Below are 20,522 nucleotides of genomic sequence, written 5' to 3' on the forward strand. Positions count from 1 at the left end.
GGCAGCCACCGCGCTCTGCGTCGCGAGACGGCAGGCTGGGGGACAAAAGCCCGCCTGCCGTTCCCTGTATTACAGCCGTGTCCAGGTCTGCGATTTGCACAGAACCTTCAGCACGCAACCCTTCATGCTCAGCGAATTCCCCGAAACGGTGCCGGAGCCGCTATAGGTCTTGTCATTGGCGGGATCGGTGATCTCACCCGAGTAGCTGTTTCCCTTTCCCGAAAGCTTGCCGATCTGTTTTCCGGCATGCTTGCCGGTCTTCAGCGTCACGCAGAAAGCACCGCCGCAGGGGCCGATCACGGCGGTTTCGCCGCTGGCCGTCTTCCAGTTGCCTTCGATCGCCTCGGCGGCAAAGGCAATATTGCCGCTCATCAACAGGGCAGCTGCAATCGTCATCATAAGCTTCATGAAATTCCTCCCGAAATTCGCGCAGGCTTTTCCCAGGCCGTAGCGGCCAAAGACGCGATGCGCAGATCAAACTCTCTTCAGCATGCCTCCACCATCTCTGGCCGGCGGCCGCCGTGCGGTGCAACGATTGCTCCTCCCACCGCGCTCTTCCGTGTCCGTTTTATCCTCGTGACAGGCAGGGCGGATAGTATTTGACGTTCACGTAAAAGGAAACAGAAATTTGCGGTGCCGGTGCAGCGTTGGCGTGTGCGGGAAGGGCGAAGGAGAGCAGTTTCGAAAATCTCGGTTCTTATCGTGGTGAAGGAAGGGTTTAAATCCAATTGTAAAGCTTTCGTAAAATTCACCGGAAAGTCCTTAATTTCCGCAGGCAATGATATTTAACAAAAACCCAATTTTACCAATCGTTTGCAGTTTGTTTGCGGCACATTAATCATGCCTTTTAAGCGAGCGTTGAAAGCCTCCTGGCATAGTGAACTCATCAAAAGCGCAGGGAAAACCTGCCGGACGGAAGGACAAAAAAGCCGCAAAAGACGGCAGTCCGGAAGACGCCTCGGCAAGAAGGCGCACGATGAAAACAGGTAGAACGACAGGGATTAAAACAATGGCACGCTTTGACATCAGTAATATCGAAATGGCTGCCGGTGGCGAAACCCGCGCCGACACCCTTTGCAATCTCGGCCTGGTCTATGCGACCGGCCGGGGCTGCAAGGTGGACCTGATCGCGGCCCACAAATGGCTTAACATCGCCGCGATCCGCGGATCGGAGAGAGCGGCTTCTCTCCGTGCGGATCTCGCCCGCAACATGACGAAAGCGGAACTGGCCGAAGCCCTTCGCGCCGCCCGCGACTGGATGACGATGCACTGATCCATCCCCGCGACCCATGAGATTGCCGGTCCGGTTCCCTCCAGTCCCGACGACCGGCCCAAACGAAAGTAAAACCCGAAGGGGAACGCGGCGAGGGCTCCGAAACGAAGCTTTTGCGCTGACACATCGAACCGCGACCGGCAGGAACAAGGCCGGCGCGGTTTTCTTATGTTCTGCAATGTGTCTTCGCCGGAAAATGATTCTCGCGCAGGGGCTTGCGGGAGGATGTTGATTCGATGCGTGTAACGCGCGGCACTTTCCAACCCTCATTCCTGTGACAAACACAGGAATGAGGGTGGGTTGAGAGCTTACCCGATGGCCTTGAGAACCTTCGGCAATGCCTGCTCGAACAGATCGAGCTTGTCACCCGGCCCAACGCTCACGCGGATGCAACGGTTAAGCGGGGCCACGCCCGGCATGCGGATGAAAACCCCATGGTCCATCAGCCCGTCAACGATGGCGCGCGCATAGGCGCCGTCGCGGTGGCAATCGATGGTAACGAAATTGGTAGCGGAGGGCAGCGGTGAAAGGCCGTTATTGCGGGCGACAGCGGAAATACGATCCCGTGCCTCGGAAATCTTGCCAACCACCTCATGCAGATAGGACTGGTCCTTGAGCGCTGCCAAAGCGCCGGCGATAGAAATACGCGCCATGCCGAAATGGTTGCGGATCTTGTCGAAGGCTTCGACATTGCCAAGCGTACCGATGGCGTAACCCACGCGGGCGCCGGCGAGCCCGTAAGCTTTGGAGAAGGTGCGCATGCGCAGGATATTGGGCTGGCCGATCAGCGCGTCGATAGCAGGCACCGCGCTCGCGGGCGCGGTTTCGCAATAGGCCTCGTCCAGAATGAGCAGGCAGGTTTCCGGCAACGCACGGGCAAATGCCACCACCTCGCTCGCATCCCACCAGCTTCCCATGGGATTGTCCGGATTGGCGAAATAGACGAGCGGCGCGTTTTCCCTGTGAACGAGGTCGAGAAGCCCGTCGAGGTTTTCGTGGTCGTCTACATAGGGCGTGGTCACCAGTTTTCCGCCAAAACCGTTCACGTGATAATTGAAGGTGGGGTAGCCTCCCAAAGAGGTGACAACAGGCGTGCTTGGTTCCACGATCAGCCTGGCGATTTCACCGAGCAATCCGTCCACTCCGCCGCCTATGGCGATGTTGCCGCGGGAAACCCCGTGGTGGATGGCAAGCGCTTCCTTCAGCTCGAAATTTTCCGGATCGCTATACATCCAGGTTTCAGCCGCCGCATCGCGCATCGCCAGAAGCACCGATGGGGCAGGGCCGAAGCCGCTTTCGTTTGCACCGATTCGCGCCTCCACCTTCACGCCGCGGTTCCTTTCTATGGCCTCCGGGCCGACGAAGGGAACGGTGGAGGGAAGCGAAGCGGCAAGCGGCGTGAGGCGTGAAAAAGCGGACATTGACAGAAGTTCCGGGACCTGTGTTTGAAAACCCGGCTCACAATAGGTGCAAAAAAACCGGACGCAAGCCGCGCCCGGGGGTTAGATGAGTGTTTGGCAACAGATTTTTGGTTCGCCACGGCACAACGCAAAGATCGGCGGGCTGACGCGCGGTTGCCGCTCAGACGCTGGTCTCGAAGCTCAGCCGGCGGACATGGTGCAGAAATTCGGCATCGATCAGCATGTTGAAGCCGATCGTCACTTTTTCCTCTTCCCGGCGGATAAGCGTGCAGCCGATTTCGTCACGGATACCGAGAATTTCCAGATAGAAGTTGACCGGCATTTCCAGATCGGCACTGACATCCAGCTCCGCGCCGTAGAGCGAAATGGTGCGCACCAGGCAGCGCATGGTGTCCTTGGCGCTCAGGTGGTGCCCTATGAAGGTGATCTTGCCGGGCCGGTCGATCTGAAATTTCTCATACATCTCGTCCTGCGGGACGTTTTGACCGATATCCATATGTAGAGCCATGACAACCTCCCGGATTGCCTCTTCCGTCTGATTTTAACGCGGCTTCCTTGCCAGGGCGTGAAGGAAATATCCGCAATTGTCTCTTGTCCGTATCGACATGGGCCAGCTTTGTGTACGCAACCCGTGTTTCGCCTGTTTAAAACGCACTTTATCTCGACTGGTTGCAGAAGGCGGGCGCCCGTTTTGATAATCGGGCACGCTTGCACAGGGCTGGAGCCTCGTGCGGTTGACGCCGGCCGTACTTGGCGTTACGCCTGATCGCGCAACATCGCTTCACAGCCTCGGGCGTCATCGGCCGGCTGTGATTGTCCTGGGAGTGGAAAGTGACTGGAAGGCTGGTAATCGTCGGGGCGGGGCAGGCCGCTTTTGCGCTGGCGTCGAAGCTCCGTGTGCTGAAGGACGAGCGTGCCATCACCATCATAGGCTCGGAAGATGCCTACCCCTATCAGCGGCCGCCGCTCTCCAAAAAATACCTCCTCGGCGAGATGAGTTTTGACCGGCTGATGTTCCGCCCGGAAGAATGGTATGCCGAAAACAATGTCGATATCCGGCTTTCCACCTGGGTGGAGGAGATAGACCGCGCCGGCAAGACCGTGCGCATGCAGGATGGCAGTACGCTTTCTTATGACCGGCTGGTTCTTGCGACCGGGGCCGCGCCCCGGCTGCTGCCCGCCAGCATCGGTGGCGATCTCGACGGCGTGCTTACCGTCCGTGACAGGCGCGACGCCGACCGCTTGACGGAGGAGATGAAGCCGGGCCGCAGGCTGCTGGTCATTGGCGGCGGTTATATTGGCCTTGAAGCTGCCGCCGTTGCCCGCAAGCTTGGCCTCGAGGTGACGCTGATCGAAATGGCCGACCGTATTCTCCAGCGCGTGGCGGCGAAGGAAACTGCGGATATCATGCGCGGCATTCATCAGGCCCAGGGCGTTTCCATCCGCGAAAAAACCGGCCTCGTGCGCCTCGTCGGCATGGACGGGCGGGTTGCTGCGGCCGAACTTTCAGATGGTTCGACGATCGACGTTGATTTCGTCATCGTCGGCATCGGCGTGACACCGAACGACCGGCTTGCCCGCGAATCGGGTCTCGATGTTGGTAACGGCATCGTGGTTGACGAATATACCCGCACATCCGACCCCGCCATTCATGCGGTGGGCGATTGCGCGCTTCTGCCCTGGCGCGGCCAGCAGGTGAGGATCGAATCGGTCCAGAACGCGGTCGATCAGGCTGAGGCGGCCGCCGCCGTACTGGCCGGCATGGAAGCGGTATACGACGCGAAACCCTGGTTCTGGTCGGATCAGTACGATGTGAAGCTGCAGATCGCCGGCTTCAATCTCGGTTACGGCGAGACGATTTTGAGGCCCGGCGCAAGGGAAGGCAGCTGGTCCATCTGGTATTTCCGTGATGGCCGCTTCGTGGCTGTCGATGCCGTCAATGACGCCAAGGCCTATGTTGCGGGTAAGAAACTGCTCGATACAGCCGCCCAACCCGACCGCACAATCCTGGCGGATCCGTCCGCCGATCTGAAATTACTGCTCTCCTGAGGATATCATGCCCGTTGCCGAAAACCGTTTCAAAACCGCCATTCATGCCGGCAAGCCGCAGATTGGCCTGTGGCTCGACATGGGCGAGGCCATCACGGCGGAAATCGCCGGAACGGCTGGCTTCGACTGGCTGGTGATCGACGGTGAGCACGGGCCGAACGACCTGCGCAGCATCATCGACCAGCTGCGCGCGCTTGCCACCTCTGCCGCCGAGCCGGTGGTGCGTGTGCCTGTCGGGGAGAGCTGGATGATCAAGCAGCTTCTGGATGCTGGCGCCCGCACGCTTCTTGTGCCCATGGTCGATTCAGCGGCACAGGCGGAAGCTCTCGTCAGCGCCATGCATTACCCGCCGCGCGGCATTCGCGGCATGGGAGCGGCCGTCGCCCGCGCTTCCGCTTTTAATACGATAACGGATTATGCCGACAGCGCCTCGGCCAGCGTCTGCCTGCTGGTGCAGGCGGAAACCCGCGCGGCAATCGAAGATCTCGACAATATTCTTGCGGTGGACGGCGTGGATGGCGTCTTCATCGGCCCGGCGGATCTCGCCGCGGACATGGGTTATCTGGGAAGGATTGACGAAGCGGCGGTGCAGGCGGTTATCGAAGCGGCGATCGTGAAAATCGTCGCGGCTGGCAAGGCCGCCGGCATCCTCACCTTCAATGAAACCTATAATCGCCGTTATCTTGAACTCGGCGCGTCGTTCGTTGCCGTGGGAGCCGATGTCACGGAATTCGCCAATACGCTGCGTGCGCTTTCCGCCCGCTACAAGGGTGGGCCGGCAGTGACGCCGTCCGGATCAGGATATTGATCAATCGTCGTTACTGGCGTTCAGCTTCTCCGGCGGAATACCTTCCTCGCCGGAGGCGAGATAACCGCCATTGATGAGGGCGGAGCGGACGATGCGCTGGATTGCCTCGTCCCTGTCGATGCCGTGATCCCTTGCAAAATCAGACAATGCTGCCTCAAGATCGTCGCTGAACCGCATATTCGCCCCCTTCATTCCTGCTTTTTCGCCAATGCATAAAGGCAAGGCGGGCAAACCCGCCTTGCCTTGATTTAATGCCCCGTTCGTCATCAGCGCCAGCGATAAAGGCTGCTGTTCGACGAACTCTGCTGCGTGCTCGTGCCCACCGCATAACCGATCGCGAAACCGAGTGCGCCGACGATCGTCAGCAGGGAAGTGGCGGTGCCTGGATTTTCCTTCACGGCTTCCACGACATTCTGGCCCTGCGCCCGGACATTATGCGCCGCCTTGCGAACGCGACCGCGCGCCTCATCCAGAAATTCCGATGCATCCTCGCCAACACCTTCCGCACGGGCGGAAACGGATTTGGACAGGGATGCGATCTGCGAACGCAGTTCTGCGATCTGGTTTTCGATCGTGTCTTCGACAACATTCAGTTTGGTCTGAGCCATTAGAACACCTCTTTTGTTACCGAGGCGGAAACGTGCGGGCCCTGAAGAAGTTCCGCAACCGGGCGTAAAGTTTGACCCGCGGTTTATTTGGCCAACAGGTTTTTTGGCTTCTTGGCGAAAAAGCCTTGCAATCATTTTTCTTACGCAATAATCAGGCCGCACCGGAGAGGTGGCCGAGTGGTCGAAGGCGCTCCCCTGCTAAGGGAGTATACGTCAAAAGCGTATCGTGGGTTCGAATCCCATCCTCTCCGCCATTCATTCCTTTAGAACCCACCGACAACGATCGATAATCCCTAGCGTGCGAATCGCAAGTTGTTGCCTCGATTATCTTTAAATTACGTAGGGCGTAATTGCTGCGGGCCTGTTCAGGCCCGGTTAAGCCCGCACGCGGGAATTTAGCGGTTTGGGAACTAAGGACTCCTATGTGCGTTTGAGTCCGCTATCGGGAGCTAAAATCATGAAGCTATTAAACGCAGCAATCTGTCTAGTGTCTCTGGGAGTTCTGGCCGGATGCGTCGACGAGCCGGGTTACCGTTCTGGAGGATATTATACGACTGGTGTGTATTATCGATCGTATGACCGCGACCGCTACTACCGGGACTACGACCGCCGTCACTGGGGTGACCGCAGGGAATGGCGCGACCAACGCGATCGCAGGGACTGGCGCGACCGCAACCGGAGTCAAACCGATTGGAGGGATCGGGGACAGCCACGTATGGAGCCGGGGACGGGAAGTCGCCGGGACTCGGGAAAGGCACCGGTTATCTTGCCAAATGGTCGCGCGATTTACCCTGACTAAAAACGTCATCACAGGCGTTAGCTCTGAGGGCACCGCGGTGCAAGAGAGGGCTCTCTGCATTTAGAGGAGCGGCCGTGGGTGATCACGGCTTAAAGCGATGGGTACATTTCAGTCGGTTCTATCGGCTCGGGCGCGCAGGAATCATCGTGTGTGCGCCGTCGGGTCCCACCAGTTGCCCCACACCATGTGGCGAGCTTTTACTGATACATATCCAAAAATCGTGATTAGGATTGGCCGATAAAGTGTGATTCCTGGCCGGCTGGATGCCGCGAGAATACGTGTCTGTCTGACAGATATCGCGGAGCACGGCAGCCTGTTGGGCACTTTGTCGCATATTCAACGTCCAGAGATAAAACACTGGAGCCGCGTCGCCCACTCTACGGCTGCTTAGACTGTCGCGTGCGAATTTGTACGCCGTGTTCTGACGAATCATTGCACGAGAATCGCTTGCCTCATCATCTCTTTCTCCATTGTTGTTTCGCTCCCATACGATGCCGGAGGCGGGAGGACGCGGAATAGAGCAAAAAAATCCATGCGGCTTTGCCTGCTTAGCAAGGGTTCTCTAAAAACGCCATTAGATGAGAAACACCCTACCGGTTGCCCTAACCAACGGATTCTCAACGGAAATCTTAACGTATCGTAAAGTTTATGCAGGCCCGCGCAGGGCTGTGTGTTGTTTCCGCAACAAACCGAAATGAAGCATGTACGTAAATGCTATTTATCGAATGTTGGCGATTGCAAGCGACGAAACCTTTTGTATTTTCACCACCAGAAGCGAGGCGGTGGATCGTTTGGCTTCTAAGAACACGGGAATGGGGCAGGGAATGCTGTCCTTCAGCGAAAAAACCCAGACCCACTTAAAAACTTTGACTGGAGGTCAACCATGAACATCAAGAGCCTTCTGATCGGCTCCGCTGCGGCTCTCGCAGCAGTATCCGGCGCTCACGCTGCCGACGCTATCGTCGCTGCTGAGCCTGAGCCCCTGGAATACGTTCGCGTTTGCGACGCTTTCGGCACCGGCTTCTTCTACATCCCCGGCACCGAAACCTGCCTGAAGTTCGACGGTTACATCCGTTTCCAGACTGACTTCGGCCGTAATCTGTCCGGTACGTCTGACTGGGATTCCTTCACCCGCGCTCAGTTCAACATCGACACCCGCACCGACACCGAGCTCGGCGCTCTGCGTGGCTACATCGGTTTCCGCGGTCAGGCTGACAACGACACCAACCGTGGCGTTGTTGTCGACCAGGCGTTCATCGAACTCGGCGGCCTGAAGGTCGGTTACTACTACAACTGGTGGGACGACGGTCTGTCTGGTGAAGTTGACCAGCTGTCCTCGAACGACACCCGTCTGAACGCTATCCGTTACACCTACGATGCTGGCTCCTTCTATGTTGGCGTTGCAGTTGAAGAACTCGAAGCTCCGCTCGACGCAATCTCGACGCTCGGCGTTGTAAAGGGCGGCTCGATCGAAGGCCCGAACAACGTTGGTATCAGCGGTATCATCGGCGCCAAGTTCGGCGGCGTAAACGCTAACCTGCTCGGCGGCTACGACACCGACCAGGAAAACGGTGCGATCCGTGCAATCGTCACGGCTGACATCGGTCCGGGTACGTTCGGTATCTCCGGCGTATGGGCTTCGGGCGCTAACGCGTACTACGAAGAGTCTGAGTGGACTGTTGCTGCTGAATACGCAATCAAGGCAACCGACAAGCTGACCATCACCCCCGGCGTTCAGTACTTCAGCAAGATCGATATCGGCGCTGACAACGACTTCGTTGGCGATCGCGATGCATGGCGCGCTGGTGTAGCTGTTGGCTACAAGATCACCCAGGGCCTCTCCACGCTCGTTTCGGTTAACTACCAGGACGTCGACGGCACCGAAGGTGTAAACGGCGGCGGCGACAGCTGGGTTGGTTTCGTTCGCCTTCAGCGTTCGTTCTAATCTGATCTGACATTGTCAGTGATGGAAACCCCGGCAGAAATGCCGGGGTTTTTCTTTTGGGTAGGCGCTTTAGCCGGCTATGAGGCAAAGGCAGGAATCGCGCGAGGCAAGGCTTCGGCGCTTTGCTGAAACACCCAATGTGACTTGCATTGATTCGCCATCAAGGAATTCAAATTTACTTCTGAGGCTGATTCTCCAAGGAAGAGAGGGCTGATCCTCGCTCGCGCCCGTGCCTTTGGACAATTTCTCATGACCTTGTTGTGTCAGAATTTTGGAGAAATGCGTCGCTTCATGTTGTCGGTTTGGCCGGACTCTTCGTTAAGTGACTGAAAAGCATAGTTTATTAACTCATTTTTAACAAACAGCTCCCCGTCGGTTAGAATTGTAGCTATTTCGCAACAATGAGAAACTAAGGACACCTTACTGTCTTCCTTCTGTCATGATTACGATTGCCTGTCCGGCCGGTTTTGGCTCTAATCATCCTCATAAGCGGCACGCATTTCAGAAGTGCTTCCCACCCGCTGCTTAGAAGATTAAGTTTGACTGGAGGTCAACCATGAACATCAAGAGCCTTCTCATCGGCTCCGCTGCGGCCCTCGCAGCAGTATCCGGCGCTCATGCTGCCGACGCTATCGTCGCTGCTGAGCCCGAGCCCCTGGAATATGTTCGCGTTTGCGACGCTTTCGGCACCGGCTTCTTCTACATCCCCGGCACCGAAACCTGCCTGAAGTTCGGCGGTTACATCCGTTTCCAGACGGACTTCGGTCGCAACCAGTCCGGTACGTCTGACTGGGATTCCTTCACTCGCGCTCAGTTTGAAATCGACACCCGCACCGACACTGAACTCGGCGCTCTGCGCGGCTTCATTGGTTTCCGCGGTCAGGCTGATAACGACACCAACCGTGGCGTCAATGTTGACCAGGCTTTCATCGAACTCGGCGGCCTGAAGGTCGGTTACATGTACACCTGGTGGGATGACGATCTCTCCGGCGAAACCGACATCCTCTCTTCGAACACGACTCGTTCGAACGCTCTGCGTTACACCTACGATGCCGGCTCCTTCTATGCAGGTATCTCGGTTGAGGAATTGGAAACTGCACTTGACAGCGTTTCGAACCTCGGCGTTGCTAAGGGTGGCTTCATCGAAGGCCCGAACAACGTTGGTATCAGCGGTATCATCGGCGCCAAGTTCGGTGCGGTTAGCGCAAATCTGCTTGGTTCCTATGACACCGACCAGGAAAATGGTGCGATCCGTGCAATCGTCACGGCTGACATCGGTCCGGGTACTTTCGGCCTTTCCGGCGCATGGGCTTCCGGTGCAAACTCTTACTACGAAGAGTCTGAGTGGACCGTTGCTGCTGAATACGCCATCAAGGCAACCGACAAGTTGACCATCACCCCCGGTGCACAGTACTTCGGTACGGTTGATATCGGCGCTGACAACGACTTCGTAGGCGATCGCGACGCTTGGCGCGCTGGTGTAACGCTTGACTACCAGATCACGCAGGGCCTTGCTACGAAGGTTGCTGTTAACTACCAGGACGTTGACGGCACCGAAGGTGTTGACAGCGGCGCTGGTGATCAGTGGACCGGTTTCGTTCGCCTTCAGCGTTCGTTCTAATCTGATCTGACATTGTCAGTGATGGAAACCCCGGCAGAAATGCCGGGGTTTTTCTTTTTGAAGACCGGATGGGACTGTAAGTCGTCGGGCATCGCGTGTGCTTTGAAGTATCGACCAGCCTACCTGTCGCTCATCAGCCCAAGCCGTCGGTGTCATCCCTGGGCTTGCCCCAGTGATCCAATCACGTCGCATGAAATCTGAACGCTGCAGATGCTCGGGACAGGCTCGAGCATGACGCGAGGAACCTTAGGCTTCACAGTGGTCAGAAGCGCTCGCCGGCAGGTGTTTGAATGCGCCGCTCGTCGGCTGAGGAAACCGCCTTTACCCGGAGCGCCCATGGCGCAGATCATCAACGATATCGGCCTGTTGGCCGAGCCTCGTCTTGTAGACCTGATAATTCTCCATCACCCGCTGCACGTAATTGCGTGTTTCGGGGAAGGGGATGCGCTCGATCCAGTCAACCACCTCATCGATAGGCTTGCCGCGCGGGTCGCCATAACGGGCGATCCATTCCGGCACACGTTTCGGGCCGGCATTATAGGCGATGAAGGTGAGGATGTAGGAGCCGCCGAAGCTGTCGATCTGCTCGCCGAGATAATGGGCCCCGAGCGTGGCGTTATAGCCCGCATCGCTGGTTAGCATCGCCTGCGTGTAGGGCAGGCCGTGGCGGCCGGCCACGCCCTTGGCGGTTCCCGGCAGCAGTTGCAGCAGGCCGCGGGCATTGGCGGCGGAGACGGCGGCGGGGTTGAAGGCGCTTTCCTGCCGGGCGATCGCATAGGCAAGCGCCTTTCCGGAGCCGGCAATATTGGCGCTGGTGGGAATGACGCCGAGCGGATAGGCGAGTGCGGCCGCATCGATACCGCGGCTGAAGGCCGTCTTGCCGATCTGCAGCGAGACCTGATGATTACCGTTGCCCTCAGCCCGCGCCGCCAGAATGGCAAGCTCGCCGGGACTGTCGAGCTGTTCGGCCAGCGACCTGTAAAGGCTGTCGGCGCGCCAGCCGTAACCTGCCGCCTCCAGGCGGTCTATGGCGCGCACGGCTTCGCGGCCGGCAAAGCGTTCTCGGTCGCCATTGCTCGGGCTGGGATAGGTCACGTTCAGCGTCTTCGTGCCGATCCGTGCAGCGGCAAGCTGGCCGTAAAACGTACCGGGATGGGCTGCCGCCTTTGCAAAGAAGTCGCGTGCATCGCCGGGTCCTCCGGCTTCGGCCGTCCTTCCGAGCCAGTAATAGGCGCGGGAGGCTGAAAGTGGCCGGTTTGATGTCTGGAGCAGGGCGTTGAAATGACGCGAAGCCGTGGCCGGGTCGCGCATCGCCCGCAGAGCATACCAGCCGGCATGAAACTCGGCATCGGCGACATCCACCGCTGATGTGGCATTGTGATTGGCGACGATACGGTAGGCTTCGGCAAAATCGCCGAGATCGGCGAGACCGCGAGCGATGATTCGCCGCTCGTTCCACCATTCGCCGGGATTGACCAGCTTGGCAGTATCCTTCGGCGCCTGCCGCAGAAGAGCCGCCGCTTCCGGATATTTCTGCTGGTTGCGCAGGTTCTCCACGCGCGCGAACAGGAACGCGGGATCATCGCGCCAGCCGGCATCCACCTTGCCGAGCAGGGCGCCGGCATTGGCGGATCGCTGCAGCACAGCCGCCCAGGCATTGTAAAGGGACTGCGCCTTGCCGAGTTCGCCGAAACGTTTCGCCTGGCTGATGCGGCTGCGATACATCAGATAATCCATGCGCGCCTTGTGGTCCGCGGCCGTCAGATAGGCAGGGAAGGCGGCCAGCACGCGGTCTTCCATATCCTTGTCCATGCCTTCGCTCACCCACAGCTGGCGAATGAGGCGCTGCGAATCCACGACCTTGCCGGAGGCGGCCAGCGCCTTGGCGAGAACCACCGTGCCCTCCGCCGTTTCCGGCTTGCTGCCGCCGAATGCAGCAAGCACCTGCTGTGCCGGCGGGTCCTCGCGATAAAGCGCTTTTTCGGAATTGGCCCGCAAAGTCGCGGCGCCCGGCCAGCCGGCGAGTTCCCGCTGTGCCGCAGCGATTTCGGCTGAAGGCACATCCTTCTGGCCCGAAACGGCGATTGCCCATGTGAGGATGTGACGGTCCAGACTGCCGGTCGGCATGGCGTTGCGCAGCGCGATGCCCCGCGCCGCATCGCGCCCGGAAAGCGCGTCGAGGCCTGCCTTCAGCTGGCTCGCATCATCGGGCCGGTTAAGGCGGGGAATGGCGCCGGTCACCTCTGGCGAAGCGGGCATGAAAGCGGGAACGGTGGGCGCATCCGGCTTCACATAGGGAACCGGCGCGGCGCCCTCGGGCAGCGGCCCGGCCAGCGCGTTCCACACGGTTGCGGCAAGGCCCGCCGCCATCAATCCCCAGACTGTTTTTTTCATGCCGTTCTTCATCGTGTAACGGAGTTGCCGACTTTCTTCTAATATCGCTACATTGCAGCGGGATTGCCGAAAAAAGGTCTGATCTCCCGCCTGGAAATCTTGGGATTTCAGGCTTAATGAAATGTTAAGCGCGACCCTGCAATTCAATCAACTTTTATTCACCGGCCCGCGAGCAATGTCGCTTTTCGCTATGTGCATTTAATGCTTGCAGATCACGGCCCGAACACTGTCACACTTCCGACAATTTCGGACAAAATACGCTGCCTTTGCGCTTGTCGGCGCCAAGGGCTGGCACTAATGTGTGCCGGTTTTAACCATCGAATGCGGCCGAAGCATGAACCGGCTCGGCGCCAGGAGCTTTGCATGTTCAAGGGATCAATTCCCGCCCTCATTACCCCGTTCACGGACAATGGCGCCGTGGACGAAAAGGCTTTCGCCGCCCATGTGGAATGGCAGATCGCCGAAGGCAGTAACGGACTTGTGCCGGTGGGCACGACGGGGGAATCCCCGACGCTTTCCCACGACGAGCACAAACGTGTCGTTGAACTGTGCATCGAGGTTGCGGCGAAACGGGTTCCGGTCATTGCGGGTGCAGGCTCCAACAATACCGATGAAGCGATCGAGCTGGCCCTGCATGCGCAGGAAGCGGGTGCGGATGCGTTGCTGGTGGTTACCCCCTATTACAACAAGCCGACCCAGAAGGGCCTGTTCGCCCATTTCTCCGCCGTCGCGGAAGCGGTGAAGCTGCCCATCGTCATCTACAATATTCCGCCGCGCTCGGTGGTGGATATGTTGCCGGAAACCATGGGCGCCCTGGTCAAGGCCCATAAGAACATCGTTGGCGTCAAGGACGCGACGGGCAAGATCGACCGTGTTTCCGAACAGCGCATTTCCTGCGGCAAGGATTTCGTCCAGCTCTCGGGTGAAGACGGTACCGCTCTAGGCTTCAACGCCCATGGCGGTGTCGGCTGCATTTCCGTCACGGCCAACGTGGCACCGCGCCTCTGTTCGGAATTCCAGGCGGCGATGCTTGCCGGCGATTATGCCAAGGCGCTGGAGTACCAGGATCGCCTGATGCCGCTGCACAAGGCCATCTTCATGGAGCCAGGCGTCTGCGGCACAAAATATGCGCTGTCGAAGACGCGCGGCGGCAACCGCCGTGTGCGTTCGCCCTTGATGAGCACGCTGGAACCGGCAACCGAAGCAGCCATCGATGCGGCGCTGAAGCATGCCGGCCTGATGAACTGAGACAGGTCTGAAAAGCCAGAAGGCGCGCAATGGACCGCTTCGCAGCAGAAGCCGTCCCGCGCGCCTTTTCTTTTCGTGGCGACGATACTAAATAGAGGTTCGAAAACCGCTCTCGGCGGCAGGCCGAAGGCGCAATAAGAAAAACAAGGGATTGAAATATCATGGCCCCCAAAGGCAGCCAGCGCGTGGTGAACAAGATCGTTGCGGAAAACCGCAAGGCCCGTTTCAACTACGAAATCGTCGACACCTATGAGGCAGGACTGGTGCTGACCGGCACCGAGGTCAAGTCGCTGCGCGAAGGCAAGGCGAACATTGCCGAATCCTACGCGTCGGACGAGGGCGATGAAATCTGGCTCATTAATTCCCACCTGCCGGAATATCTGCAAGCCAACCGTTTCAACCATGAGCCGCGCCGCCGCCGCAAGCTGCTCCTGAGCAAGCGCGAGATCAACCGCCTACGCGCTGGCATCAACCGCGAAGGCATGACGCTGGTGCCGCTCAAGATCTACTTCAACGACAGGGGCCGTGCGAAGCTGGAACTGGCGCTCGCCAAGGGCAAGAAGCTGCACGACAAGCGCGAGACGGAGAAGGAACGCGACTGGAACCGGCAGAAGTCGCGGTTGTTGAAGGGTGGGGCGGCCTAAGTTCGCCGCCTTTCGCAGCATGCTCCTCCGTCATGCCGGACCTGATCCGGCATCCAGTCGCAGCGCGTCTGCGCTGTGAGAAGAGCCCTTTCAGCCCAAGGACTTGGGCTGGCTGGATCCCGGCTCAAGGCCGGGATGACGGGAGTGTGTTACTGCCCGCTGCGCCCGTCACGCCGCCCGGTACGTCCGCTCCACATGCGTCTTCGTCGTCGAAACGCTGAACCGGCTGACAAGCGCCGCCAGGTTGGCGCTGACATCGCTCAGATTGTGCGTGGCTGCATTGGTCTCTTCCACCATCGCCGCATTCTGCTGCGTCAGATTGTCCATGCTGTTGATCGCCGCACTGATTTCCTGAATGCCGACGGATTGTTCCTGCGCCGCCTTGGTGAGCGAGGTGATGTGATCCTTGATGTGATCGACCTTGCTGCCGATCGTATTCAGGGATTCACCCGTTTTGTTCACCAGCGAAACGCCCTGCATCACATCCTCGGAAGACTTGGCGATCAGTGTCTTGATTTCCTTTGCGGCGGTGGCGGAGCGTTGCGCCAGTTCACGCACTTCCTGGGCGACGACGGCGAAACCCTTGCCAGCCTCGCCGGCGCGCGCGGCTTCCACGCCGGCGTTCAACGCCAATAGATTGGTCTGGAACGAAATCTCATCAATGACGGAAATAATCTGGGTGATCTTCTGCGACGAGTCCTCGATGGCGCCCATCGCTTTCACCGCATCCGTCACCACATTGCGAGAGCGTGCTGCTTCGATGGCCGAACTTTCGACGATGGCCTTGGCCTCCTCGGAACGTTGCGCCGACAATCTGGAAATGGTGGTGATTTCCTCAACGGCTGCGGCGGTTTCCTCAAGCGCGGCCGCCTGCTGCTCCGTCCGGCGGGCCATGTCATCGGTGGCGGAGGTGAGCTCGCGCGTATTGCCGGAAATCTTGTTCGCTTCCTCCACGATCTGGGCGAATGCACCGGCGAGATTGCCGACGGCGGTGTTGAAATTGGCGATCAGCCCTTCGAATTGCGGCGCGGTCTTTTCGTTGATGCTGGAGGTGAGGTCGCCGTTGGCCAGCCGGTCGAGGGCACTGTTGAGGAGCGTGAGAATATGGTCCTGCTCCTTCTTCATCTGCGCCTGTTCGGCCTCTACCTTATGCCGCTCGGCGGCGAGCACGTCGAGATAGACGGAAATCGAATAGTCCATGTCCAGAAGGGCGGCCTTGATGGTGGCGGACAAGGCGTCCTTCACCTTCCTGGCCTTCTTCTCCATGAATAGGCCCTTCAACTCCGACTCGATCAGGGCCTTGACGATGCCGTCAAGCATCAGCGCATAACCGCCAATGTACCATCGCGGCTCCAGCCCCAGTCTGGCATGGGTGCGGCCGATCGCGGTCACGGCATTTGTATAGTCCGCGTTGAATGTACCGGAGGCGATTCTCGTCCAGTGTTTGAGTTGCATGCCCTTGGCGTGCTGCACATGTGCGTCATTGGCAAAGAACTTCGCCGTCTCCGGCACCGAGCGCACTTTCGCATAGAAGCGGTCCAGCGACGCATCGAGAGAGCCGGTGATGACGCCCTTCATGTCTGAGAGATTCTGTCGCTGCTCGTGGCCGAGCCCCAGAAAATTCAGTCTTTCTTCGAGCTGTCGGTCGGTTTTTTCTTGGCCATGCATGTCTAGTCATCCTGCTTTGGCACCCAAATCATGTCTTTGGTGCCGTTACTTGATTTAGACACGTCTAAAATTAACCAAGATATAATTTTCCCCGGCCGGATTTGACGGTTGTTAATTTCAGCGGGAATTTTTCCCTGCCGATAGGGGGTAAACAAAAACGCGTCAGTCTTTGAGACGGACGCGTTCTTGAAATATCGGTGATTGCGAAATCGGGATCAGACCGTCTCGGGGCCTTCCGCGTGCCGGGCAGGGCGCTCATTCGGATCGCGTCCGATTTCGGCTTTCAGCGTCATCAGGTCGATGAAGTGATCGGCCTGGCGGCGCAGGTCGTCGGCGATCATCGCGGGCTGGGTGGCCATGGTGGAAACCACGGAAACCTTGCGGCCCTTGCGCTGCAGCGCGTCCACCAGCGTGGTGAAATCGCCGTCGCCGGAAAACAGCACCAGGTGATCGACCGTTTCGGACTGCTCCATGGCGTCGACCGCCAGTTCGATATCCATGTTACCCTTGATCTTGCGGCGGCCGAGCGCGTCGGTAAATTCCTTCGCCGGCTTCGTCACGACCTTGTAACCGTTATAGTCTAGCCAGTCGATCAGCGGGCGGATCGAGGAATATTCCTGATCTTCGATCAGGGCCGTGTAATAATAGGCGCGCAGCAGATAGCCGCGCTTTTGAAACGCCTTCAGAAGCTTGCGGTAGTCGATATCGAATCCCAGGCTTTTCGATGCTGCATAAAGATTGGCTCCATCTATGAAGAGCGCAATTTTCTCCCGTGGATCGAACATTCCATCCCATTCCTTTTTTTTGGAAAGGCCATTATCTGGCTTTTATATCCGGTCGATAGCGCTAAATATCATGTCGTATCAACGCGCTTTGCGTACCGCCGTTGCGTTTAAGTAAGCTACCTTCCCCCTTATTCCAAGACAATTCTTCCAGACATTTTGTTCATCAGGCGCCAAACATCGAGGATAAGGTGCCAAAAGACGCCAAAGACAGGAAAAACTTGAATTCCGCGGCCAATGGCTGTATCGGAAGCTGGAAAGCTTCGTCGCGAGAAATTCCAGGTGTTTTCCGCAAGGCACGAAGCGCAGATTCAATAGGTTAGAGCAACCCTTGTGCATCCTGAAGACCGCACGGCGCTCTGATCCACGACATTACGACCCGCAAAGGACAGGCAATGGCCCGCGTCACAGTTGAAGATTGCATTGATAAAGTAGACAACCGTTTCGAGCTGGTGCTTCTCGCCAGCCACCGTGCGCGCCAGATTTCTCAGGGCTCTTCCATCACGGTTGACCGCGATAATGACAAGAACCCCGTCGTTGCGCTGCGTGAAATCGCCGACGAGACGCTGTCTCCCGACGATCTGAAGGAAGACCTTATCCATTCGCTGCAGAAGCACGTGGAAGTGGACGAGCCCGAGCCCGATCCGGTCACGCTCGCTGCCGCCGCTGCCGACAGCGAAGAAGACGACCAGCCGGAGACCGTCACCTTCGACCAGATGTCGGAAGAAGAACTGCTGGCCGGTATCGAAGGCCTTGTGCCGCCGGAAAAAAATGACGATTATTGATCCGGTTTTATGACGCCTTTGGCAGATGGCGGTTACCGTCTGTCAATAGTTGCCGTCATAATCTGATCCTTATTGATGCAGCATTGTGCGCCGACCCCAAGGTTGGCGCGCTTTCTTTTTGTGGAATATCGCATGATGCGGCAATACGAACTCGTTGAGCGGGTTCAAAAATATAAACCGGATGCGAATGAGGCCCTGCTGAACAAGGCCTATGTTTACGCGATGCAGAAACACGGCCAGCAGAAGCGGGCCAATGGCGACCCCTACATCTCGCATCCGCTGGAAGTTGCCGCAATCCTCACTGAAATGCATCTCGACGAATCGACCATCGCGGTGGCGTTGCTGCACGATACGATCGAGGACACCACCGCAACTCGCGCTGAAATCGACGAATTATTCGGCGAAGACATCGGCCGGCTGGTGGAGGGGCTGACCAAGCTCAAGAAGCTTGATCTCGTCACCCGCAAGGCGAAACAGGCGGAGAACCTGCGCAAGCTGCTGCTCGCCATTTCCGATGACGTGCGCGTTCTCCTGGTGAAGCTCGCCGACCGCCTGCACAACATGCGTACCATGGAATACATGCCGGCCGACAAGCGCAGCCGCATTTCCGAAGAGACGATGGAAATCTATGCGCCGCTCGCCGGCCGCATGGGCATGCAGGACATGCGCGACGAGCTGGAGGACCTGTCCTTCCGTTATCTCAATCCGGAAGCCTATGAGACGGTGACAAACCGTTTGCAGGAACTGGAAACGCGCAATGAAGGCCTCATCAAGAAGATCGAGGACGAGCTGCGTGAATTGCTCGTGGCGAACGGCCTCATCGGCGCGGGCGTCAAGGGTCGGCAGAAAAAGCCTTATTCGGTGTTTCGCAAGATGCAATCGAAGTCGCTCTCTTTCGAGCAGCTGTCTGACGTCTACGGTTTCCGCATTCTGGTCGACGACATTCCCTCCTGCTATCGGGCGCTCGGCATCGTGCACACACGCTGGCGTGTGGTGCCGGGCCGCTTCAAGGATTACATCTCCACGCCGAAGCAGAACGACTATCGCTCCATCCACACCACCATCGTTGGCCCGTCGCGCCAGCGTATCGAGCTGCAGATCCGCACCAAGCGCATGCATGAGATCGCCGAATTCGGTATTGCCGCCCACGCGCTCTACAAGGACGGCGAAAACGGGGAGGGCGATCTGCTTTCGCCGGAAAGCAACGCCTATTCCTGGCTGCGCCACACCATCGAATCGCTGGCGGAAGGCGACAGCCCGGAAGAATTCCTTGAGCATACCAAGCTGGAACTCTTTCAGGATCAGGTGTTCTGCTTCACGCCCAAGGGCAAGCTGATTGCCCTGCCGCGCGGCGCGACGCCCATCGATTTTGCCTATGCGGTGCACACCAATATCGGCGACACCACCGTTGGCGCCAAGATCAACGGCCGGATCATGCCGCTCGTCACCCGGCTGAACAATGGCGACGAGGTGGAGATCATCCGCTCCGGCGTGCAGGTGCCGCCCGCCGCATGGGAAGAGGTGGTGGTGACGGGCAAGGCCCGCTCGGCCATTCGCCGCGCCACCCGTATGGCCATCCGCAAACAATATTCCGGCCTTGGTTATCGCATTCTCGAGCGCACCTTCGAACGCGCCGGCAAGGCCTTCTCCAAGGAGGCGCTGAAGCCGGTCCTGCATCGGCTGGCGCAGAAGGATGTCGAGGACGCCATCGCGGCCGTCGGCCGTGGCGAGGTTTCCTCGCTCGATGTGCTGCGCGCGGTATTCCCGGATTATCAGGACGAGCGCGTGACGGTGAAGATGACCGGTGACGACGGCTGGTTCAACATGCGCAGCGCCTCGGGCATGGTCTTCAAGATACCGGGCAAGTCCCGTTCGGCGCTGGAGGATGACGGTGCGGCCGAAATGCTCGACGGGCCTGACCCGCTGCCCATTCGTGGCCTTTCCGGCAATGTCGATGTGCATTTCGGGCCGGCCGGTGCCGTTCCGGGGGACCGCATCGTCGGCATCATGGAAAAAGGCAAGGGCATCACCATCTATCCAATCCAGGCGCCGGCGCTTCAGCGCTTCGACGACGAGCCGGAACGCTGGATCGATGTGCGGTGGGATCTGGACGAAGCGAACAAGTCGCGCTTCATGGCGCGGGTGATGATCAATGCGTTGAACGAGCCGGGCACGCTTGCCTCGGTGGCGCAGTCGATCGCAACGCTCGACGTCAATATTCGCGGGCTGAACATGGTCCGCATCGGTACTGACTTCTCCGAGTTGGCGCTGGACGTGGAAGTCTGGGATCTCAGGCAGCTGAACCAGCTTCTGTCGCAGCTCAAGGATCTGGATTGCGTCTCCACGGTCACGCGTGCCTTTGATTGAGGCATTTTTGATGCCTTTGAGATAGCGGAAGGCCGCTGTTATGCGTTCTGCGCATGGCAGCGGCCTTTTCCTGTCTCTGGTGGTTAATGCGGTTTGCGACTATTTTCCTC

Annotated in this window: 18 protein-coding genes and 1 tRNA gene; 11 read left to right on the plus strand and 8 right to left on the minus strand. The window is 58.5% G+C overall.

What is annotated here, in order from left to right:
• Window positions 1–69: 69 nt before the first annotated feature.
• On the minus strand, window positions 70–408 hold the full coding sequence (locus HQN82_RS03205; RefSeq protein WP_004440872.1) for a DUF2147 domain-containing protein: 339 nt from the start codon (window positions 406–408) through the stop codon (window positions 70–72).
• Between the two features lie 601 nt (window positions 409–1,009).
• Between HQN82_RS03205 and HQN82_RS03210 the strand changes: the two genes are divergently transcribed.
• Entirely contained in the window at window positions 1,010–1,273 is a 264-nt protein-coding gene (locus HQN82_RS03210; RefSeq protein WP_112766908.1) for an SEL1-like repeat protein, read from the plus strand.
• 308 nt (window positions 1,274–1,581) lie between these two features.
• Here the strand turns inward: HQN82_RS03210 and HQN82_RS03215 are convergent, their stop codons facing one another.
• Window positions 1,582–2,694 (minus strand): pyridoxal phosphate-dependent aminotransferase, encoded by a 1,113-nt coding sequence (locus HQN82_RS03215; RefSeq protein WP_112766909.1) that lies wholly within the window; start codon window positions 2,692–2,694, stop codon window positions 1,582–1,584.
• A gap of 160 nt (window positions 2,695–2,854) precedes the next feature.
• Window positions 2,855–3,202: a hypothetical protein gene (locus tag HQN82_RS03220; RefSeq protein ID WP_004440878.1), complete on the minus strand. Its 348-nt coding sequence runs from the start codon at window positions 3,200–3,202 to the stop codon at window positions 2,855–2,857.
• Window positions 3,203–3,525: 323 nt separating this feature from the next.
• Here HQN82_RS03220 and HQN82_RS03225 point away from each other — a divergent pair, with 323 nt between their 5' ends.
• Both HQN82_RS03225 and HQN82_RS03230 read left to right on the plus strand, forming a co-directional pair.
• On the plus strand, window positions 3,526–4,743 hold the full coding sequence (locus HQN82_RS03225) for an NAD(P)/FAD-dependent oxidoreductase (protein WP_173614539.1): 1,218 nt from the start codon (window positions 3,526–3,528) through the stop codon (window positions 4,741–4,743).
• 7 nt (window positions 4,744–4,750) lie between these two features.
• Entirely contained in the window at window positions 4,751–5,551 is an 801-nt protein-coding gene (locus HQN82_RS03230; RefSeq protein WP_173614540.1) for an aldolase/citrate lyase family protein, read from the plus strand.
• Here the strand turns inward: HQN82_RS03230 and HQN82_RS03235 are convergent, their stop codons facing one another.
• The gene (locus HQN82_RS03235) at window positions 5,552–5,728 is read right to left on the minus strand and encodes a hypothetical protein (protein ID WP_004440886.1); all 177 of its coding nucleotides are present in this window, start codon (window positions 5,726–5,728) and stop codon (window positions 5,552–5,554) included.
• An 89-nt stretch (window positions 5,729–5,817) separates the two neighbouring features.
• Window positions 5,818–6,159: a hypothetical protein gene (locus HQN82_RS03240; protein ID WP_004440887.1), complete on the minus strand. Its 342-nt coding sequence runs from the start codon at window positions 6,157–6,159 to the stop codon at window positions 5,818–5,820.
• A gap of 163 nt (window positions 6,160–6,322) precedes the next feature.
• On the opposite strand from HQN82_RS03240, the gene HQN82_RS03245 reads away from it, so the two are divergent.
• The 4 genes from HQN82_RS03245 (at window position 6,323) to HQN82_RS03260 (ending at window position 10,524) form a co-directional block, all read left to right on the plus strand.
• Window positions 6,323–6,413: transfer RNA gene (locus HQN82_RS03245), tRNA-Ser, on the plus strand.
• Between the two features lie 1,246 nt (window positions 6,414–7,659).
• Window positions 7,660–7,845 carry a hypothetical protein gene (locus HQN82_RS03250; protein ID WP_034495850.1) on the plus strand — a complete coding sequence of 62 codons (186 nt, stop codon included), beginning with the start codon at window positions 7,660–7,662 and terminating at the stop codon, window positions 7,843–7,845.
• Window positions 7,842–8,903, plus strand: a complete 1,062-nt coding sequence (locus HQN82_RS03255; RefSeq protein WP_173614541.1) for a porin — start codon at window positions 7,842–7,844, stop codon at window positions 8,901–8,903. Before HQN82_RS03250 ends, HQN82_RS03255 begins: the two co-directional genes overlap by 4 nt.
• 556 nt (window positions 8,904–9,459) lie before the next feature.
• The gene (locus HQN82_RS03260; protein WP_034495848.1) at window positions 9,460–10,524 is read left to right on the plus strand and encodes a porin; all 1,065 of its coding nucleotides are present in this window, start codon (window positions 9,460–9,462) and stop codon (window positions 10,522–10,524) included.
• A 321-nt stretch (window positions 10,525–10,845) separates the two neighbouring features.
• On the opposite strand, the gene HQN82_RS03265 is transcribed toward HQN82_RS03260, so the two are convergent.
• Window positions 10,846–12,918 carry a lytic transglycosylase domain-containing protein gene (locus HQN82_RS03265; protein WP_173614542.1) on the minus strand — a complete coding sequence of 691 codons (2,073 nt, stop codon included), beginning with the start codon at window positions 12,916–12,918 and terminating at the stop codon, window positions 10,846–10,848.
• 363 nt (window positions 12,919–13,281) lie between these two features.
• On the opposite strand from HQN82_RS03265, the gene dapA reads away from it, so the two are divergent.
• Window positions 13,282–14,166 carry a 4-hydroxy-tetrahydrodipicolinate synthase gene (gene dapA / locus HQN82_RS03270; protein ID WP_004440897.1) on the plus strand — a complete coding sequence of 295 codons (885 nt, stop codon included), beginning with the start codon at window positions 13,282–13,284 and terminating at the stop codon, window positions 14,164–14,166.
• Between the two features lie 161 nt (window positions 14,167–14,327).
• Entirely contained in the window at window positions 14,328–14,810 is a 483-nt protein-coding gene (smpB, locus tag HQN82_RS03275) for an SsrA-binding protein SmpB (protein ID WP_004440898.1), read from the plus strand.
• A 168-nt stretch (window positions 14,811–14,978) separates the two neighbouring features.
• Here smpB and HQN82_RS03280 read toward each other — a convergent pair whose 3' ends face one another.
• Window positions 14,979–16,478, minus strand: coding sequence for a globin-coupled sensor protein (locus HQN82_RS03280; RefSeq protein WP_173614543.1), 1,500 nt, complete (start codon window positions 16,476–16,478; stop codon window positions 14,979–14,981).
• 215 nt (window positions 16,479–16,693) lie between these two features.
• Window positions 16,694–17,263, minus strand: coding sequence for a LabA-like NYN domain-containing protein (locus HQN82_RS03285; RefSeq protein WP_004440903.1), 570 nt, complete (start codon window positions 17,261–17,263; stop codon window positions 16,694–16,696).
• A 392-nt stretch (window positions 17,264–17,655) separates the two neighbouring features.
• On the opposite strand from HQN82_RS03285, the gene rpoZ reads away from it, so the two are divergent.
• Together rpoZ and HQN82_RS03295 are read left to right on the plus strand one after the other, a co-directional pair.
• Window positions 17,656–18,045: a DNA-directed RNA polymerase subunit omega gene (rpoZ, locus tag HQN82_RS03290; RefSeq protein ID WP_003521126.1), complete on the plus strand. Its 390-nt coding sequence runs from the start codon at window positions 17,656–17,658 to the stop codon at window positions 18,043–18,045.
• A 132-nt stretch (window positions 18,046–18,177) separates the two neighbouring features.
• Window positions 18,178–20,412, plus strand: coding sequence for a RelA/SpoT family protein (locus HQN82_RS03295; RefSeq protein ID WP_004440906.1), 2,235 nt, complete (start codon window positions 18,178–18,180; stop codon window positions 20,410–20,412).
• Window positions 20,413–20,522 lie beyond the last annotated feature (110 nt).

It is taken from the genome of Agrobacterium pusense, assembly GCF_013285525.1.
Taxonomy (GTDB): Bacteria; Pseudomonadota; Alphaproteobacteria; order Rhizobiales; family Rhizobiaceae; genus Agrobacterium; species Agrobacterium pusense.

What these genes read in the sequence shown, in the direction of transcription:
- HQN82_RS03205 (WP_004440872.1), bottom strand. Translation starts at nt 408, where the DNA reads ATGAAGCTTATGATGACGATTGCAGCTGCCCTGTTGATGAGCGGCAAT.
- HQN82_RS03210 (WP_112766908.1), top strand. Translation starts at nt 1,010, where the DNA reads ATGGCACGCTTTGACATCAGTAATATCGAAATGGCTGCCGGTGGCGAA.
- HQN82_RS03215 (WP_112766909.1), bottom strand. Translation starts at nt 2,694, where the DNA reads ATGTCCGCTTTTTCACGCCTCACGCCGCTTGCCGCTTCGCTTCCCTCC.
- HQN82_RS03220 (WP_004440878.1), bottom strand. Translation starts at nt 3,202, where the DNA reads ATGGCTCTACATATGGATATCGGTCAAAACGTCCCGCAGGACGAGATG.
- HQN82_RS03230 (WP_173614540.1), top strand. Translation starts at nt 4,751, where the DNA reads ATGCCCGTTGCCGAAAACCGTTTCAAAACCGCCATTCATGCCGGCAAG.
- HQN82_RS03235 (WP_004440886.1), bottom strand. Translation starts at nt 5,728, where the DNA reads ATGCGGTTCAGCGACGATCTTGAGGCAGCATTGTCTGATTTTGCAAGG.
- HQN82_RS03240 (WP_004440887.1), bottom strand. Translation starts at nt 6,159, where the DNA reads ATGGCTCAGACCAAACTGAATGTTGTCGAAGACACGATCGAAAACCAG.
- HQN82_RS03250 (WP_034495850.1), top strand. Translation starts at nt 7,660, where the DNA reads ATGTACGTAAATGCTATTTATCGAATGTTGGCGATTGCAAGCGACGAA.
- HQN82_RS03255 (WP_173614541.1), top strand. Translation starts at nt 7,842, where the DNA reads ATGAACATCAAGAGCCTTCTGATCGGCTCCGCTGCGGCTCTCGCAGCA.
- HQN82_RS03260 (WP_034495848.1), top strand. Translation starts at nt 9,460, where the DNA reads ATGAACATCAAGAGCCTTCTCATCGGCTCCGCTGCGGCCCTCGCAGCA.
- HQN82_RS03265 (WP_173614542.1), bottom strand. Translation starts at nt 12,918, where the DNA reads ATGAAAAAAACAGTCTGGGGATTGATGGCGGCGGGCCTTGCCGCAACC.
- dapA (WP_004440897.1), top strand. Translation starts at nt 13,282, where the DNA reads ATGTTCAAGGGATCAATTCCCGCCCTCATTACCCCGTTCACGGACAAT.
- smpB (WP_004440898.1), top strand. Translation starts at nt 14,328, where the DNA reads ATGGCCCCCAAAGGCAGCCAGCGCGTGGTGAACAAGATCGTTGCGGAA.
- HQN82_RS03280 (WP_173614543.1), bottom strand. Translation starts at nt 16,478, where the DNA reads ATGCATGGCCAAGAAAAAACCGACCGACAGCTCGAAGAAAGACTGAAT.
- HQN82_RS03285 (WP_004440903.1), bottom strand. Translation starts at nt 17,263, where the DNA reads ATGTTCGATCCACGGGAGAAAATTGCGCTCTTCATAGATGGAGCCAAT.
- rpoZ (WP_003521126.1), top strand. Translation starts at nt 17,656, where the DNA reads ATGGCCCGCGTCACAGTTGAAGATTGCATTGATAAAGTAGACAACCGT.
- HQN82_RS03295 (WP_004440906.1), top strand. Translation starts at nt 18,178, where the DNA reads ATGATGCGGCAATACGAACTCGTTGAGCGGGTTCAAAAATATAAACCG.